Source organism: Comamonas endophytica (assembly GCF_023634805.2).
GTDB lineage: Bacteria > Pseudomonadota > Gammaproteobacteria > Burkholderiales > Burkholderiaceae_C > Comamonas > Comamonas endophytica.
The window spans coordinates 1,762,254-1,779,130 of the sequence record NZ_CP106881.1; the positions used below are offsets into that span (position 1 = coordinate 1,762,254).

A 16,877-nucleotide genomic window follows, 5' to 3' on the forward strand; every position below is an offset into this window, starting at 1 on the left:
AATCTTCCATGCAAAACACCCCTGTCTCCCCGTCGACCAGCACGTTGCCGGCCCATCCCCTGCCCTCCTATCTGCAAGCCGAAAAGCTCGGCCCCTGGGGCATCTACCTGCAGCAGATCGACCGTGTCACGCCCTACCTGGGCCATCTTGCGCGCTGGGTCGAAACGCTCAAGCGCCCCAAGCGCGCGCTGATCGTCGATGTGCCGATCGAGCTCGACAACGGCACCATCGCCCACTTCGAGGGCTACCGCGTGCAGCACAACACCAGCCGCGGCCCGGGCAAGGGCGGCGTGCGTTTCCACCAGGACGTGACGCTGTCCGAAGTCATGGCGCTGTCGGCCTGGATGTCGATCAAGAACGCGGCCGTCAACGTGCCCTACGGCGGTGCCAAGGGTGGCATCCGCGTCGATCCCAAGACGCTGTCGCACGCCGAACTCGAGCGCCTCACGCGCCGCTACACCAGCGAGATCGGCATCATCATCGGCCCGAACAAGGACATCCCGGCGCCGGACGTCAACACCAACGAGCAGATCATGTCCTGGATGATGGACACCTACTCGATGAACACCGGCTCCACCGCCACCGGCGTGGTCACGGGCAAGCCCGTGGACCTGGGCGGATCGCTCGGCCGGCGCGAAGCCACGGGCCGCGGCGTGTTCACCGTCGGCATTGAAGCCATGCGCCGCACCAACATGCGCGTCGAAGAGGCGCGCATCGCCGTGCAGGGCTTCGGCAATGTCGGCGGCATTGCCGCCAAGCTGTTCGTCGAGGCCGGCGCCAAGCTGGTCGCGGTGCAGGACCACAGCGGCAGCATCCACAGCAGCCTGGGCATCGACGTGCCGGCGCTGCTGCGCCATGTGCAGCACACGGGCGGCGTGGCCGGTTTCGCCGGTGCCGACGTGCTGGCCAAGGAAGAGTTCTGGGGCGTGGACTGCGAGATCATGATCCCGGCCGCGCTCGAGGGCCAGATCCACGCCGACAACGCCGGCAAGATCAAGGCCAAGCTGGTGATCGAGGGCGCCAACGGCCCGACCACGCCCGAAGCCGACGACATCCTGAACGACAAGGGCGTGCTGGTGCTGCCCGACGTCATTGCCAACGCCGGCGGCGTCACGGTGAGCTATTTCGAATGGGTGCAGGATTTCTCCAGCTTCTTCTGGAGCGAGGACGAGATCAATGCGCGCCTGGTGCGCATCATGCAAGACGCGTTTGCCGGCGTGTGGCAGGTGGCGCAGGACCACAAGGTCAGCCTGCGGACTGCGACGTTCATCATCGCGTGCCAGCGGATACTGCATGCGCGCGAGATGCGCGGCCTCTACCCGTGACGCGCGCCGGGCGCCGCAGGCCCTGAACGCGGCGCGCTGACGCCCTTGGTCCCCCTCTCACCTGACGGTGGAGGGGGACACTGCTTTCTGGCACCCGGCAAATACGCTGGGTCTGTACGGACTGCGCATCAGACGCAGGCTCCAACCTACTGCGCTCCTGCCTCTGCGGCTCCAGCGCCTGCACCGCCACGCAGTTCGCGCCGCGTCTTGGCAGGCCTGCGCCTGCGCGAGGCCCTGGCCCCCTGCCGCGCCACCGGCCTCCAGGCACTCCACCAACGCACGGCCCTGGCTGGAACCAAGGCAGGCGCGTGCTGATTAAGCAAATTCACAACAAATGAAAATGCTATTGATTAATCATTATTGATAGAGTTAAGCTATATATTCATCCATCAACTTTTCACTTTCAACCATGCTCAACACATCCGGGACGTATCTCAAGCAAGGCTATGAAACACAAAAGCACGTCGTCAACGACATGCTCCGCGAGCTCAAATCCGCTGCGAGCATGCTTCGGGAAAAAATAGCATTCAAATACCAAGCACAAGAGAAGGCCATTGAGAAAGTCGCAGCGTCGCAGGCAGCTAAGGAGAAGGTCCTGGAGGAAGCCGCAGCCCTGCAGGAAGCTAAAGAGAAGGCCATGAAGGAGGTCACAGCCCTGCAGGAAGCTAAAGAGAAGACCATGAAGGAAGTCGCAGCCATGCAGGAAGCTCAAAAGAAGGCCTTGGAGGAAACCGAAGCCCTGCAGGAAGTTGACCCGAAGGCCCTGGAGGAAATGGCAGCCCGGCAGGAAGCTCAATACAAGGCCCTGGGGGAAGTCGAAGCCCTGCATGAAGCTCAAGAGAAGGCCTTGGAGGAAGTCGAAGCCCTGCGTGAAGCTCAAGAGAAGGCCTTGACGGAAGCCAACACCCTGACAACGGCGCAGATCAAGTTCCTGATGGAAGCTATCGACCAGCAGGACGGCGGAACCAGTGCCCCAGACGACGAAGCACAAGCCGATGTGCAGCCACCTATGGATAGCGCCTGTGGGGATATGCTTCAGCCCTTTGAAGTTGCCGAGCCCCAGGACGCGGACAACAGCGTCGCCGTGGTCGGCTTGCCGGCGTTGAATATGGCATGAATCGGCGTCCCGGGCTTGACTGGCGCACGCCTCAGCTGGCGGCCGACCCGATGCGCGCCGTGGCCCAGGCCCGGTTCATTTCCGTGCAGAAGGGCTGCACGCAGCTGGCCTTGGCGCGATAGGGGCAGTCCAGTTCCTGGCACAGCCCGATGCGGCGCTCCTCGATGCGTTGCTCATCGCGCGGCTGCTGACCACTGGCCTGCAAAACGGCCATCTGCAGCCAGGGGTCGCTGCGGGGCTGCAGCGTGGCCAATGCCTGCTGCGCCATCTGCGCCGAGGGCAGCAGGCCGGCCAGCGCCGCTGCTGCGGATGGCGCGCCCGCCGCGGCCGGCGGCGGCTGGAAATCCAGCCACAGCAGCGCGCTGGTGCGCACCCTCTCCCCCGCAGGCCCCGCGCCCTGCATCACCAAAGCCAGGGCACCCGATTCCAGCTGCTGCGCGGGCGCGGCAAACGGCAGCTGCAGCGGTGCCGGCGCCGCGGCAGAAGGCAGGGCTGCGCCGGGAGCGGGCACGGCCGCGGCCTGCATCTGCGCCCAGGCCTGCGGCACCTGCAGCGTGAGCGCAAAGCCGCGTTCGCCGTCCGGAGCCTGCACCACGCCCTGCTGCACCAGCAGGGTCTGCATGGGCGGCAGGCGCGGCGCCGGGCCGGGCGCGCCCGGGCTGGGGGCGCCGTCGCGCCGGGACCGGCGGCCGTGCCTGGCGCGGCGCTGCCTGCGGCTTCGCTGCCGGAACCTGCGGCAGGGGCGGCAATGCCTGCGGGTGCCGGCGTGGCCGCAGCCGGCGGCAGCACCGCATTCACCCAGGCCTGCGGCCAGGGCTGCGCCGCCACCAGCTGCTGCGGCTGGGGCAAGCCCGCGGTAGCCTGCGCGATCAGCGCGGAAAGCATCTCGCGCAACTGCGGCGCCACGCCCGATGCCGGCCACTGCGGCGCCGCGGCCGGGTTGCTGGACTGCACCTGGGTCACCAGCTGCGCAACCAGCGTCTGGAACACCTGCAGCCGCAGCGCCTGCTGCGCCTGGGCCGAGAGGCTCAACGCGGAAGTGACGGGGGCAGCGGGCGCGGCCGGCGCAGCAGCCTGGGCCGGTGCCGTGGGCGTGGTGGCCGCAGTGGGCGTCACCGCCGCGACCGGGGATGCGGCCGCCGTGAGGGCCGGTCCGGAAGCGGGCGGCAGCGGCTGGTTCATCGCGGCATGGCGCTCACGCCGCGGCCGGGTAGAACACCGAACGCGTCGGCGTGCTGCGCACCGCCTGGGCAATCGCGCCGATATGCTCGGGCGTGGTGCCGCAGCAGCCGCCGACGATGTTGACCAGGCCCTCGGCCGCGAACTCGTGCACCAGCCGGCTCGTGACCTCGGGCGTCTCGTCGAAGCCGGTGTCGCTCATCGGGTTGGGCAGGCCGGCGTTGGGGTAGCAGCTGATGAAGGTATCGGGCGCTGCGCGGTTCAGCTCCTGCACGTAGGGCCGCATCAGCGCCGCGCCGAGCGCGCAGTTCAAGCCGATGGCCAGCGGGTTCGCATGGCGCACGCTGTGCCAGAAGGCGGTGACGGTCTGGCCGCTGAGAATGCGGCCCGAGGCATCGGTGACGGTGCCGCTGATGATGATCGGCAGGCATTCGCCGGTCTGCTCGAAGGCCTCGTCGATGGCAAACAATGCGGCCTTGGCGTTGAGCGTGTCGAAGATGGTCTCGACCAGCAGCACGTCCGAGCCGCCCTCGATCAGCGCCAGCGTCTGTTCCAGATAGGCCTGGCGCAGCGTCTCGAAATCGACATTGCGCGCGCCCGGGTCGTTGACGTCGGGGCTGATGCTGGCGGTCTTGGGCGTGGGGCCGAGCGCGCCGGCCACATAGCGCGGATGCTCGGGCGTGCTGTACTTGTCGCAGGCGGCGCGCGCGAGCTGGGCCGAGCGCAGGTTCATCTCATGGGCCAGATGGCCCAGCAGGTAATCGTCCTGCGCCACGGTGGTGGCGCCGAAGGTATTGGTCTCGATCAGGTCGGCGCCCGCGGCCAGGTAGCGCTCGTGGATGTCGCGGATCACGTCGGGGCGCGTCAGGCTCAGCAGCTCGTTGTTGCCCTTGACGTCGCGCGGCAGGTCCTGGAAGCGCTCGCCCACGGCATCGGCACCGGTGTAGCCTGCGCCGCGGTACTGCGCCTCGCCCAGCTTGAAGCGCTGGATCATGGTGCCCATCGCGCCATCGAGAATGGCAATGCGGCGGGCAAGGGTGGCGGGCAGTTCTTTGGCGCGGGTGTAGTGGGGCAGGCTCATCCCCCGATTGTAGGAAGTTGGGCGTGGCCCCGTCTCCGGTCAGCCATCTCTTGAATAGCGGGATCGCGCCATGCGGAAGGTCAGATTCCAGCGTTCATTGCCCAGCAAAGGATGCATTCCATCCTTGAGCGGATCGATCCCGTGGTAGGCCAGCCGCGTGGCCCCGCCCCAGACCAGCACATCGCCATGCCCGAGCCGCATGCGGCGCACGCGGTCGCTGCGTTCGAGGCCGCCCCAGACAAAGGTCGCGGGCAGGCCCAGCGACACCGAGACGATGGGCGCGCGCCGGTCGCTTTCATCCTGGTCGCGGTGCAGCGACATCCTGGCGCCCGGCGCATAGCGGTTGATCAGGCAGGCGTCGGGTGCAAAGCCGGGGTAGCCTGCGGCCGCGGCTGCCGCGCGCGCCTGGGCAAACAGCCATTCGGGCATGGCGGGCCAGGGCCGGCCGCTCAGTGGATCGGCGGCGCTGTAGGCATAGCCGCCGGCATCCGAAATCCAGCCCCAGGCGCCGCAATTGCTCATCGCCACCGACATCGATGCGCCGCCGGGCGTGCGCATGACGCGCCAGGGCGCGCGGGCCACGACCGACCGTACGCACTGCACCCACTGGCCGGCCTCGGCCTCGGCCCGGCCGGGCAGCAGCCAGGCGCCGTCATCGAGCGCGATGGGCGACTCGTCGGCCGCATCGAACAGCCGGCCGCTGTCGGCCAAGGCCATGGATCCGGAGGGCGAAGGAGTGCGGGGCATGGCAAAAACGCAGTGGATTCAAGGGGGTTGCGCGCATTGTAGAAAGCCCGCGGCAGCCGGGGCCGGGGCGGCGCGAGGACCACGCCGCGGCGCCGCGGGCGCACAATATACAGTTCCGCAGCATCGCCATCGCCGCCGCAGGCCGCCCGGCTGGCATGCCGCCCCCGCAGTTTTCTCGAGAGTATCCGCTTGTCCACCGCGCAGTCCGTATTGCAAGAAGTTTTTGGCTACGACCAGTTCCGTGGCCCGCAGGCGGCGATCGTCAGCCATGTGATCGCTGGCGGCGACGCGCTGGTCCTGATGCCCACGGGCGGCGGCAAGAGCCTGTGCTACCAGGTGCCGGCCATCGTGCGCCAGCAGCAGGGACACGGCGTGGCGATCGTGGTCTCGCCGCTGATCGCCCTGATGCACGACCAGGTGGGCGCGCTGCATGAAGCCGGTGTGGATGCGGCGTTCCTGAACTCCACGCTGTCGTACGAGGAAACGCAGGAGGTCGAGCTGCGGCTGCAGACCGGCGACATCACGCTGCTCTACGCGGCGCCCGAGCGGCTGAACACGCCGCGCTTCCTGGGTCTGCTCGACAGCCTCTACGAGGCCGGCCAGCTGTCGCTGTTCGCCATCGACGAGGCGCACTGCGTGAGCCAGTGGGGCCATGACTTCCGCCCCGAATACCGCGCGCTCACGGTGCTGCACGAGCGCTACGCGGGCGTGCCGCGCATCGCGCTCACCGCGACCGCCGATGCGCTCACGCGCGCCGACATCGTCGAGCGGCTGCAGCTCGAACAGGCGCAGCAGTTCGTCAGCAGCTTCGACCGGCCCAACATCCGCTACACCATCGTCGAGAAGAAGGATGCCACGGCGCAGCTGCAGCGCTTCATCCAGACCGAGCATGCGGGCGAGGCCGGCGTGGTCTATTGCCAGTCGCGCAAGCGCGTCGAGGAGCTGGCGCAGACGCTGCAGAACGCCGGCATTGCCGCACTGCCCTACCACGCGGGCCTGCCGGCCGACACGCGCCAGCACCACCAGAACCGCTTCCTGCGCGAGGAAGGCATCGTCATGTGCGCGACGATCGCCTTCGGCATGGGCATCGACAAGCCCGACGTGCGCTTCGTGGCCCATGTGGACATGCCCAAGAACATCGAGGGCTACTACCAGGAAACCGGCCGCGCCGGCCGCGACGGCCTGCCCGCGCATGCCTGGATGGCCTACGGCCTGAATGACGTCGTCAACCAGCGCCGCATGATCGACGAAAGCCCGGCCGAGGAAAGCTTCAAGCAGGTGATGCGCGGCAAGCTCGATGCGCTGCTGGCGCTGGCCGAGGCCACCGACTGCCGGCGCCAGCGGCTGCTGGGCTATTTCGGCGAGGCATCGACACCCTGCGGCAATTGCGACAACTGCCTGCAGCCGCCGGCCGTCTGGGACGGCACCGATGCCGCGCGCAAGCTGCTGTCGACCATCTACCGCGTGCACGAGGCCAGCCAGCTGACTTTCGGCACCGGCCACATCATGGACGTGCTGCGCGGCAAGGACACGGAGAAGGTGCGCCAGTTCGGGCACCAGGGCCTGTCGACCTTCGGCCTGGGCGCGCAGTACTCCGAGGCCCAGCTGCGCGGCGTGCTGCGCCAGCTGCTGGCCACGGGGGCTTTGGGCCTGCACAAGGTCACCAGCGACAGCGGCCACAGCTTCGATACGCTGGCCCTCACGCCGGGCTCGCGCGCCGTGCTGCGCGGCGACGCCCCGGTGATGCTGCGCGAGGCCACCGCCAGCGCGCCCAAGCGCACGCGCCGGGCGCCAGCGGCCAATGTTGCCGCGCTCAACCTCGGCCCCGACGCGCAGGTGCGCTTCATCAACCTCAAGGCCTGGCGCGCCGAGGTGGCGCGCGAGCACAACCTGCCGGCCTATGTGATCTTCCACGATGCCACGCTGGCGGCCATCGCCGAGCGCAATCCGGCAGCGCTGGACGACCTGAGCGGCATCCCCGGAATGGGGGCGAAGAAGTTCGACGCCTATGGGGCAGAGGTGCTGCGCGTGTGCCAGATGGCGCAGTAGGCGCTTTCAGCATCAAGCCGCACAGCGGTGCCGGGCGGTGCCTCCTAGACTGGTTGCATGGAGGTCCCGCCATGCATGCCTTTGCCACCCATGAGGTCAGCAACCAGTTCGACGAGCTGACCGATTTCGACCCGCTGGCCACCGATGCCGCGCTGCAGGAAGCGATCGCACGCGGCGGCGCCGGCTGGTGCCTGCCGCAGCTGGCGCAGTATGCGCAACGGCTGGGCAGCGCCGGCAGCTGGGCGCTGGCCGCGCAGGCCAACCGGCATGTGCCCGAACTGCAGCGCTTCGATGCCCGCGGGCGGCGCATCGATCAGGTCGAATATCACCCCAGCTGGCATGAACTGCAGCGGCTGTTCCGCAGCCAGGGCCTGGCCAGCCTGCCGTTTCGCGATCCGCGCCCCGGCCGCTGGAGCGCCTGGGCCGCGGGCTTCTATCTGCATGCCCAGGTCGAGCAGGGCAGCCTGTGCCCCGGCACCATGACCCTGGCCAGCATTCCGGTGCTGCGCAAGGAACCCGCTTTGTGGCAGCAGCTGCAGGCCGGGCTCTACAGCGATGCCTACGACCCGCGCGACGTGCCGCTGGCGCAAAAGCAATCGCTGTGGATCGGCATGGGAATGACCGAGAAGCAGGGCGGCTCCGACGTGCGCAGCAACACCACCCAGGCCGTGCCGCTGGGCGCCGGCGCGAGTGCGGGCAGGGGCGGCGAATACCTGCTGCGCGGCCACAAGTGGTTCCTTTCGGCGCCGATGGCCGATGCGCATCTGGTCGTCGCGCGGCTGGGCGAGGGCGGGCCGCCAGCGTGCTTTTTCGTGCCGCGCTGGCGGCCCGACGGCAGCCGCAACGCGGTGCGCCTGCAGCGCCTGAAGAACAAGCTGGGCAACCGCAGCAATGCCAGCAGCGAAGTCGAGTATGAGGATGCCTGGGGTCTGCTGCTGGGCGAGGAAGGGCGCGGCATCGCGACGATCTTGGAGATGGCCGGCCACACGCGCCTGAACTGCGTGCTCGGCAGCGCCGGCATCCTGCGCTCGGCCACGGTGCAGGCGCTGGCCTATGCGCGCCGGCGCATGGCCTTCGGCAAGCCGCTGGCCGCACATCCGATGATGCGCGCGGTGCTGGCCGACCTGGCGCTGGAAAGCGAGGCCGCGCTGGCGCTGTCGATGCGCCTGGCCCAGGCCTTCGAGGAAGACGACACGCCGGTGCAGCGCGCCTGGAAGCGCATCATGACGCCGGCCGCCAAGTTCTGGGTCTGCAAGCGGGCCGTGGAACTCTCGGCCGAGGCCCTGGAGGTGTTTGGCGGCAACGGCTATGTGGATGACAGCCTGCTGGCGCGGCTGCTGCGCGAGGCGCCGGTGAATTCCATCTGGGAAGGCTCGGGCAACGTGATGTGCCTGGACGTGCTGCGCGCCATCGCGCGCGAACCCGAGCTGGCGCGCGCGCTGCTGCACGACCTGCTGGCGCTGGGCGCTGGCGAGCCGCCGCTGCGCGAGGCGGCGCAGGCGCTGGCCCAGCAACTGCAACTGCCCCCCGCCCAGCTCGAAGGCCAGGGCCGGCTGCTGGCGCAGCGGCTGGTGCTGCTGGCCCAGGCCGGGCTGCTGCTGCATGCTGCGCCCCGGGCCACGGCCGAGGCGTTCATCGCCACGCGCCTGGGCGCGCAATGCGGGGGCTGGGTCGTCGGCACCCTCGATCCCGCGAACCAGGATATCGACCCCATCCTGCAGCGCGCCTTTCCCGGTTAAACCTGATTACAAAATCACTGCGCGAACGGCGAAGCTCTCCGACAACGCGTGCGTTGCGCCCTCGCGATACTGCGTCTATGCGGGCAGCCGATTCCGGCATTCCCCTACAACAACGCGCCCAGGAGACACCATGTCCACCGTCCTGCAACCGGCAAAGTCGTCCATCACCTACGATGCCCCCCTGGAGGATGCGCTGCGGCGCGCCAATCTGGGATCGGTCCAGGACGAGCTCGACGCCTATGCCGACCGGCTTGCCCGGGCACAGCCGCCGGCGGCCGCCGCCCACGACCATCCGGCCTGGCAGGCGCAGCGCGCGCTGGGCCGGCGCCAGGGGCTGGTGTCCCAGGCGTTGACCGAAGACACGCCCGGGCGCTGGAGCGTCTGGGCCGCGGGCCTGTACCTGCACAGCCAGTTCGCCCCCGACAGCGTCGACCCGCTGCTGCTGACCTCCGCATCGCTGGCCGTGCTGCGCAAGGAGTCCGCGCTCTGGGCCCGGCTCGGCCCGCCGCTGCGCAATCCCGAGGACGACCCGCGCGACCTGCCGATCGGCGAGAAATCCGCGCTCTGGATGGGCCTCGATGCCAGTGCCGTGCAGCCCACGCAGCCGCTGCGCGCGGTGCCGCCGCAGCTCCAGGCCATGCCCGTGGGCATGGGCGCCTGGGGCCGGCAGTACCTGCTCAGCGGCAGCAGCCCCGGGCTGGCCACGCCCGACAGCGACGCACATCTGCTGTGCGCCCAGACGGCGCAAGGACCCAGCTGCTTTTTCGTGCCGCGCTGGCGCGAGGACGGCCAGCGCAACGGTGTGGTGGTCCAGCCTCAGCCCAACGCGCTGGGCACCCATATCGCCGCCGAACTCCAGCTCGATGCCGCCAGCGGCTATCTGCTGGGCGAGGAAGGCCAGGGCCAGGCCAGCCTGCATACGGCGCAGAGCGTCGTGCGGCTGGGCCACACGCTCGCCAGCTGCGCGCTGCTGCGCCAGGCGCTGGTGCAGTCGCTGGCACAGGCGCGCCGGCTGACCCAGCTGCAGGGCCAGCCGCTGCTCGGCAGCGTGCTGGTCGACATGGCGATCGAAAGCGAGGCCGCGTTGGTGCTGGCCATGCGCCTGGCCCAGGCCTACGAGCGCTGCGACGACTCCGACGACGACACGCTGCCGGTGATCGACCGCGCCTTCCAGCAGGTCATGGCACCCGCGGCGCAGTTCTGGATCGGCCGCCGCGCCATGGAGATCACCGCCGAAACCATGGAATGGGCTGGCTCCCAGGGCGCGCTGGAAAGCCCCCAGGGCCGGGCCCTGGCACGGCTGTTCCTGGCAGCACCCGCGCAGGGCCGCGGCGAGGGTATGGGCAATGCGCTGTGCCTGCAGGCGCTGCACGCCCTCGACCGCCAGCGCCCCGTGACCAAGCTGCTGTTCGAGGCGCTCGAGAGCATCGCCAGGAGCGATGCGCGCATCCTCGCGCATCTGCATGCCCTGCGCGCCATGCTGGCCCAGCCCCCGGCCGAGCAGCAGGCCATGGCGCGCATGCTGGTGCAGCGCCTGGTGCTCACCGTGCAGGCCTGCCTGCTGCACCGCGACGCGCCGCCGGCCGTGTCGCAGGCCTTCATCACCACCCGCCTGGGCCACGCCGGCGCAGGACGCGTGCTGGGGGCGCTGGATACGCGGCAGATGAATGTGGATCTGCTGTTGAAGCGGGCGCTGCCGGAGTAGAGGCGGCTATCCACGCAGGGACCATTCGACTGCGCTTGGCGCAGGCGGAAACCGTTCGTGGTGAGCCTGTCGAACCATGGACGGCCTGCCCTCATGTTTCGAGCGCAGGCCGTCCATCCTTCGACGGGGCTGCCCAGGCAGGCTCAAAGGGCGTTGCCGGAGTAGAGGCGGCTGTCCAAGCAGGGACCATTCGACTGCGCTTGGCGCAGGCGGAAACCGTTCGTGGTGAGCCTGTCGAACCATGGACGGCCTGCCCTCATGTTTCGAGCGCAGGCCGTCCATCCTTCGACGGGGCCGCCCAGGCAGGCTCAGGACGAACGGTTTGCCATAAGAGTGATCGGCATCCCGCCTCCGCCATAACCAGCACGCCCCCTTCAGGCTTTCATCTGCACCCACAATGCGCCATGATCAGCCTCCAAGACATCGAGCGCGCGGCGGAGCGGCTGCGCGGCCATATCCTTGAAACCCCCTGCGTGGAATCGCGCACGCTGTCGCAGATCGTCGGCGCGCAGGTGTTCCTCAAGTTCGAGAACCTGCAGTTCACGGCCTCCTTCAAGGAGCGCGGCGCCTGCAACAAGCTGGCCCAGCTCACGCCCGAGGAAAGCGCGCGCGGCGTCATTGCCATGAGCGCCGGCAACCATGCCCAGGGCGTGGCCTACCATGCGCAGCGCCTGGGGCTGCGCGCGGTCATCGTCATGCCGCGCTTCACGCCCGATGTCAAAGTGGAGCGCACGCGCGGCTTCGGCGCCGAGGTGGTGCTGCATGGCGATACGCTCGACGAGGCCCGCGCCCATGCGCGCGAGCTGGCGCAATCCCAGGGGCTGGTGTTCGTGCACCCCTATGACGACGAAGCCGTGGCCGCGGGCCAGGGCACGCTGGCGCTGGAGATGCTGCAGGCCCAGCCCGATCTGGACATGCTGGTGATCGCGGTGGGCGGCGGCGGCCTGATCGCTGGCGTGGCCACGGCCGCGAAGGCCCTCAGGCCCGGCATCGAGATCATCGGCGTGCAGACCCAGCGCTTTCCCTCCATGGTCAACGCCATCCAGGGCCGTGAGCTGCCGATGGGCCAGTCGACCATTGCCGAGGGCATTGCCGTGGCCACGCCCGGCGTGCTGACGCAGGACATCGTGCGCGAGCTGGTCGATGACCTGCTGCTGGTCGATGAAGGCGATATCGAGCAGGCGGTGCTGATGCTGCTGGAAATCGAGAAGACCCTGGTCGAGGGCGCGGGCGCCGCGGGCCTGGCAGCCATGCTGCGCCATGGTGCGCGCTTTGCCGGCAGGAAGGTCGGGTTGGTGCTGTCGGGCGGCAATATCGATCCGCTGCTGCTGGCGGCGATCATCGAGCGCGGCATGGTGCGCTCGGGAAGGCTGGCGCGCATCCGCGTGAGCGCGCGCGACGTGCCCGGGGTGCTGGCGCGCATCACCGCCACCGTCGCCGACGCCGGCGCCAACATCGAGGAGGTGCACCACCAGCGCGCGTTCACGCTGCTGGCGGCGCAGAACGTCGAGATCGAATGCGTGCTGCAGACGCGCAACCAGCTGCATGTCGAGCAGGTGCTCGAGCGCCTGCGCGCGCAGGGCATGGAAGCGCAGCGTGCCTGAGCATTGCCGCGCAGCCTCATGGCTTACCCCATGCGCGGCTTGGATGGGCGCTGCTTAAAATAACGGCATTGCAGACCAACACGGGAGCCCTCCGATGACCCACCCTGCCCCGCCCAATGCGGCCGACGAGCCGACCATCGATACCACCGAGGCCGTGGTGCGATATATCCCGATCGTGCTGCCGCTGGTGGGTGCGGTCATGATGCTGCTGCTGGCTTTCATCGCTGTCTATCTGGCCTGAAGCCACTTCATTCCCTGCTCGAAGCCCCGGCCACGGGGCTTTTTTTTGCCTGTTTTTTGCGCATCCTTCAATCATGCTCCGCATATATTGATACTTATATTGCATAGTTTTTTGACCAATTGATGACACAAAAATGCGGCGGCTACCTAGAATGGCGGCTTCCCGGTGATTTTTCCGCTGGGTCCGCGCGCCATCCGGCGTGGCTTCGAAGGCTGAAAAAACCTGTTTTCTCAAAGGCTGCCGCAGTGCTGCACTGCCTTTGAAAAAACGTTTTTTCAATTAGAAAGCTCTCCGTGATGAACGCACCCGCACTGCAAGCCCTGGACATCCAGGCGCCTTCCTATGTCAAGAACGCCCGGCTGATCGCCTGGGTCGCCGAAATGGCCGCGCTGTGCAAGCCGGCCCACATCCACTGGTGCGACGGCTCGCAGGAAGAGTACGACGCGCTGTGCGAGCAGCTCGTCGCCGCCGGCACCTTCAAGCCGCTGAACCCCTCGAAGCGCCCCGGCAGCTTCCTGGCCTGGTCCGACCCGTCCGACGTGGCGCGCGTCGAGGACCGCACCTACATCTGCAGCCAGAACCAGGCCGATGCCGGCCCGACCAACAACTGGATGGCGCCGAATGAGATGCGCGCCACGCTGCAGCCGCTGTTCGACGGCTGCATGGCCGGCCGCACGATGTACGTCGTGCCCTTCTCGATGGGCCCGCTGGGCTCGCCGATCGCCCATGTCGGCGTAGAGCTCTCCGACAGCGCCTATGTTGCCGTCAACATGAAGATCATGACGCGCATGGGCAAGGCCGTGTACGACGTCATCGGCGCCGAAGGCGAGTTCGTGCCCTGCGTGCACACCGTGGGCGCGCCCCTCGCCGAGGGAGAGAAGGACACCACGAGCTGGCCCTGCAACAAGACCAAGTACATCGTGCACTACCCCGAGACGCGCGAGATCTGGTCGTACGGCTCGGGCTATGGCGGCAACGCGCTGCTGGGCAAGAAGTGCTTCGCGCTGCGCATCGCCTCGACCATGGGCCGCGACCAGGGCTGGCTGGCCGAGCACATGCTGATCCTGGGCGTGGCCAAGCCCGACGGCACCAAGTACCACGTCGCAGCCGCGTTCCCCTCGGCCTGCGGCAAGACCAATTTCTCCATGCTGGTGCCGCCGGCCGCGTTCGACGGCTGGAAGGTCACGACCATCGGCGACGACATCGCCTGGATCAAGCCCCAGGCCGACGGCTCGCTGCGCGCCATCAACCCCGAAGCCGGCTATTTCGGCGTGGCTCCGGGCACCAACTACCACACCAACCCGAACTGCATGGCCAGCCTCGACAGGAACGTGATCTTCACGAACGTCGCGCTGACCGATGACGGCGACGTCTGGTGGGAAGGCATGGAAAAGGACACCGGCAGCCTGCCCGAGCACTTGATCGACTGGCAGGGCAAGGACTGGACGCCGCAGATCGCGCGCGAAACCGGCGCCAAGGCCGCGCACCCCAACGCCCGCTTCACCGTGGCCGCGACCAACAACCCCGCGCTCGACCCTGCCTGGGACGACCCGGCCGGCGTGAAGATCGACGCCTTCCTGTTCGGCGGCCGCCGCTCGACCACCGTGCCCCTGGTCACCGAAGCCCGCACCTGGGCCGAAGGCGTCTACATGGCCGCGACCATGGGCTCCGAAACCACCGCCGCCGCCTTCGGCGCCCAGGGCGTGGTGCGCCGCGATCCGTTCGCCATGCTGCCCTTCATGGGCTACAACATGAGCCAGTACTTCCAGCACTGGCTCGACATCGGCGCCAAGCTCGAAGCCACGGGCGCCAAGCTGCCCCACCTGTACACGACCAACTGGTTCCGCAAGGACGAAGCCGGCAAGTTCGTCTGGCCCGGCTATGGCGAGAACATGCGCGTCCTCAAGTGGATGATCGACCGCATCGAAGGCCAGGCGCAAGGCGTGGACAACATGCTCGGCGTGAGCCCGGCCTACGCCGAAATCAACTGGAACGGCCTGGACTTCAACGCCACCCAGTTCGACACCGTGACCCGCATCGACAAGGACGCCTGGCAAGCCGAACTGGAACTGCACGACGCCCTGTTCACTCAGCTGGCGGACAAGCTGCCGAAGGAACTGCTGGCGACGCGTGCGGATCTGGAAAAGCGTCTGGCGGATTGAGTTCGCATGCTTCAGGAAGCAGGGTGCCTGCTTTCTGGCTCAAGCCCTGCTCTGCAGGGCTTTTTTATTTCCAAAGACGTGCACTGACCCAAACCGTTCGTGGTGAGCCTGTCGAACCATGGACGGCCTGTCCTCAAGACTTGAGTACAGGCCCGTCATCCTTCGACAGGCTCAGGACGAACGGGTATTGAAACCGTTTGTGGCCAGCTTCACTAAAAACGTTCGCAATGAGCCTCTCAAAACCGTTCGTGGTGATCCTGAACCTGCCGAAGGATCGAACCACTAAAGGCCTATCTTCAAGACTTGAGCGCAGGCCCGTCATCCTTCGACAAGCTCGGGACGAACGGATAGGAAACCGTTCGCGACGCGCCTCCCAATACCGTTCGTCGCGAGCTTGTCGAACCATGGACGGGCAGCACCCCTGTGGACCGGTCGAAAAACAAAAAAGCCGCAACCTTCTGGGCAGCGGCTTTCAATGGAGCATCAAAGCCCCGGGATCCAGTAATACTCAACGACTCTGATTCTGCATCGCCCGGCTCAGATCCGCCATCATGCGCGCATCCTTGAGCGCCGCATTCCAGGTCCGCTCGTCCTCAGCCGCCTGCCTGCGGCTTTGCACCCAGCCGCGGTAACCCGCACGCAGCGTAATGCTGGTACGGCGCGACGCAGCAGACAGCAGGCGCAGACCAGCGCGCAACCCAGCCATCAGCGGCAGGCGCTGCGAACCCGTCAGGTCGGCGGCGGTGGCCTGCAGGAACACGGCCGCGCGCTGCACGCGCAGGATGCCGTTGTGTTCAAAGGAGGAGCTGGAATCTACGGAACTGGTCATGATGGAAACCCTTGTTACAGACGCTTGTGGCGAAATTGCCGGGCAATGCAGTAATCATAGGGTTTACCCCAGGTAACTTCAAATTTATCTTTTGAATTAATATCATTCATATGAGTGATGTATTGCCGCCATGACGCCGCGCAGCTTCCAGCATCTCGACCTGAACCTGCTGCGGGTCTTCGACGAAGTCATGGCCGAGCGCAGCCTGACGCGCGCCGCCCACAAGCTGGCACTGACCCAGCCCGCCGTGAGCAACGCCATGCGCCGCCTGCGCGAGGCGCTGGACGACGAATTGCTGGTGCGCCAGGGCCAGGGCGTGCAGCCCACGCCGCGCGCGCTCGCGCTCTGGCCCGCGGTGCGCGGCGCGCTGAATCAGCTGCAGCAGACGCTGGCACCCGACCCTTTCGATCCGGCCACCGCCAACACCACCTTCGTTCTGGCCATGGCCGACGCCACGGCCTCGACGCTGGTGCCGGCGCTCTATGCGATCATGGAACGCGAGGCGCCCGGCATCACGCTGCGGGTGCTGCCGCTCACGACGCGCGATCCGCGCCAGCTGCTCGAAGATGGCGAGGCCGATATTGCCGTGGGCTACTTCCCCGCGGTGCTGGCCGATCTCACGGCGCGCGAGCAATCGGGCGACGCCGTCGGCTTCGAGAGCCGCCGGCTGTATGCCAGTGCCTATATCTGCGTGATGCGCGAAGGCCACCCGCTGGCCGAGGTGCCGCTCACGCTGGACAACTACTGCGCGGCGCGCCACATGCTGGTGAGCTTTTCCGGGCGCTCGTTCGGCTTCATCGACGAAGCACTGGCCTCGCTGGGCCGCAAGCGCCAGGTGGTGCTGACGGTGAACCAGTTCTTCACCGCCGGGCGCGTGGTGGTGCAATCCGACCTGCTGACCATCCTGCCGCGGCACTTCGTGCCCGTGACCGGCATGGCGCACTCGCTGGCGCTGCGCGAGCTGCCGTTCAGCGTGCCGCCGGTACATGTCGATGCGCTGTGGCGCCACCGCGGGCCGCAGGCCAACGCCGGCGGATGGCTGCTGCAGGCGCTGTTCCGCGCCGCGCAGGCCACTTTCCCGCGCGCGCCCTAGGCCGGT

13 protein-coding genes are annotated in these 16,877 nt (G+C 67.8%); 9 read left to right on the plus strand and 4 right to left on the minus strand.

Features of this window, described 5'->3' with window-relative positions:
- Positions 1-8 precede the first annotated feature (8 nt).
- Together M9799_RS07965 and M9799_RS07970 are read left to right on the plus strand one after the other, a co-directional pair.
- Complete coding sequence (locus M9799_RS07965) at positions 9-1,325, plus strand: Glu/Leu/Phe/Val family dehydrogenase (protein WP_231042970.1); 1,317 nt, start codon at positions 9-11, stop codon at positions 1,323-1,325.
- A 409-nt stretch (positions 1,326-1,734) separates the two neighbouring features.
- Positions 1,735-2,442 carry a hypothetical protein gene (locus M9799_RS07970; protein WP_231042969.1) on the plus strand — a complete coding sequence of 236 codons (708 nt, stop codon included), beginning with the start codon at positions 1,735-1,737 and terminating at the stop codon, positions 2,440-2,442.
- 31 nt (positions 2,443-2,473) lie between these two features.
- Here the strand turns inward: M9799_RS07970 and M9799_RS07975 are convergent, their stop codons facing one another.
- The 3 genes from M9799_RS07975 to alkB all read right to left on the minus strand — a co-directional run bounded on the left by M9799_RS07975 (position 2,474) and on the right by alkB (position 5,419).
- Entirely contained in the window at positions 2,474-3,064 is a 591-nt protein-coding gene (locus M9799_RS07975; RefSeq protein ID WP_263725827.1) for a hypothetical protein, read from the minus strand.
- Between the two features lie 573 nt (positions 3,065-3,637).
- Positions 3,638-4,702: a homocysteine S-methyltransferase family protein gene (locus M9799_RS07980; RefSeq protein ID WP_231042967.1), complete on the minus strand. Its 1,065-nt coding sequence runs from the start codon at positions 4,700-4,702 to the stop codon at positions 3,638-3,640.
- A gap of 39 nt (positions 4,703-4,741) precedes the next feature.
- Positions 4,742-5,419 (minus strand): DNA oxidative demethylase AlkB, encoded by a 678-nt coding sequence (alkB, locus tag M9799_RS07985; protein ID WP_231043242.1) that lies wholly within the window; start codon positions 5,417-5,419, stop codon positions 4,742-4,744.
- A gap of 219 nt (positions 5,420-5,638) precedes the next feature.
- On the opposite strand from alkB, the gene recQ reads away from it, so the two are divergent.
- The 6 genes from recQ (at position 5,639) to M9799_RS08015 (ending at position 14,949) form a co-directional block, all read left to right on the plus strand.
- Complete coding sequence (gene recQ, locus M9799_RS07990; RefSeq protein WP_231042966.1) at positions 5,639-7,498, plus strand: DNA helicase RecQ; 1,860 nt, start codon at positions 5,639-5,641, stop codon at positions 7,496-7,498.
- Between the two features lie 71 nt (positions 7,499-7,569).
- Complete coding sequence (locus tag M9799_RS07995) at positions 7,570-9,237, plus strand: acyl-CoA dehydrogenase family protein (RefSeq protein ID WP_231042965.1); 1,668 nt, start codon at positions 7,570-7,572, stop codon at positions 9,235-9,237.
- Positions 9,238-9,367: 130 nt separating this feature from the next.
- Positions 9,368-10,942, plus strand: coding sequence for an acyl-CoA dehydrogenase family protein (locus M9799_RS08000; RefSeq protein ID WP_231042964.1), 1,575 nt, complete (start codon positions 9,368-9,370; stop codon positions 10,940-10,942).
- 404 nt (positions 10,943-11,346) lie between these two features.
- Positions 11,347-12,546 (plus strand): threonine ammonia-lyase, encoded by a 1,200-nt coding sequence (locus M9799_RS08005; RefSeq protein WP_231042963.1) that lies wholly within the window; start codon positions 11,347-11,349, stop codon positions 12,544-12,546.
- 94 nt (positions 12,547-12,640) lie between these two features.
- A complete protein-coding gene (locus tag M9799_RS08010; protein ID WP_231042962.1) occupies positions 12,641-12,787 on the plus strand; it encodes a hypothetical protein in 147 nt (48 codons plus the stop codon).
- A 296-nt stretch (positions 12,788-13,083) separates the two neighbouring features.
- Complete coding sequence (locus M9799_RS08015) at positions 13,084-14,949, plus strand: phosphoenolpyruvate carboxykinase (GTP) (protein WP_231042961.1); 1,866 nt, start codon at positions 13,084-13,086, stop codon at positions 14,947-14,949.
- Between the two features lie 508 nt (positions 14,950-15,457).
- Here the strand turns inward: M9799_RS08015 and M9799_RS08020 are convergent.
- Entirely contained in the window at positions 15,458-15,778 is a 321-nt protein-coding gene (locus M9799_RS08020; protein WP_231042960.1) for a hypothetical protein, read from the minus strand.
- A 130-nt stretch (positions 15,779-15,908) separates the two neighbouring features.
- Here M9799_RS08020 and M9799_RS08025 point away from each other — a divergent pair, with 130 nt between their 5' ends.
- A complete protein-coding gene (locus M9799_RS08025) occupies positions 15,909-16,871 on the plus strand; it encodes a LysR family transcriptional regulator (RefSeq protein WP_231042959.1) in 963 nt (320 codons plus the stop codon).
- The last annotated feature ends 6 nt before the right edge of the window (positions 16,872-16,877 follow it).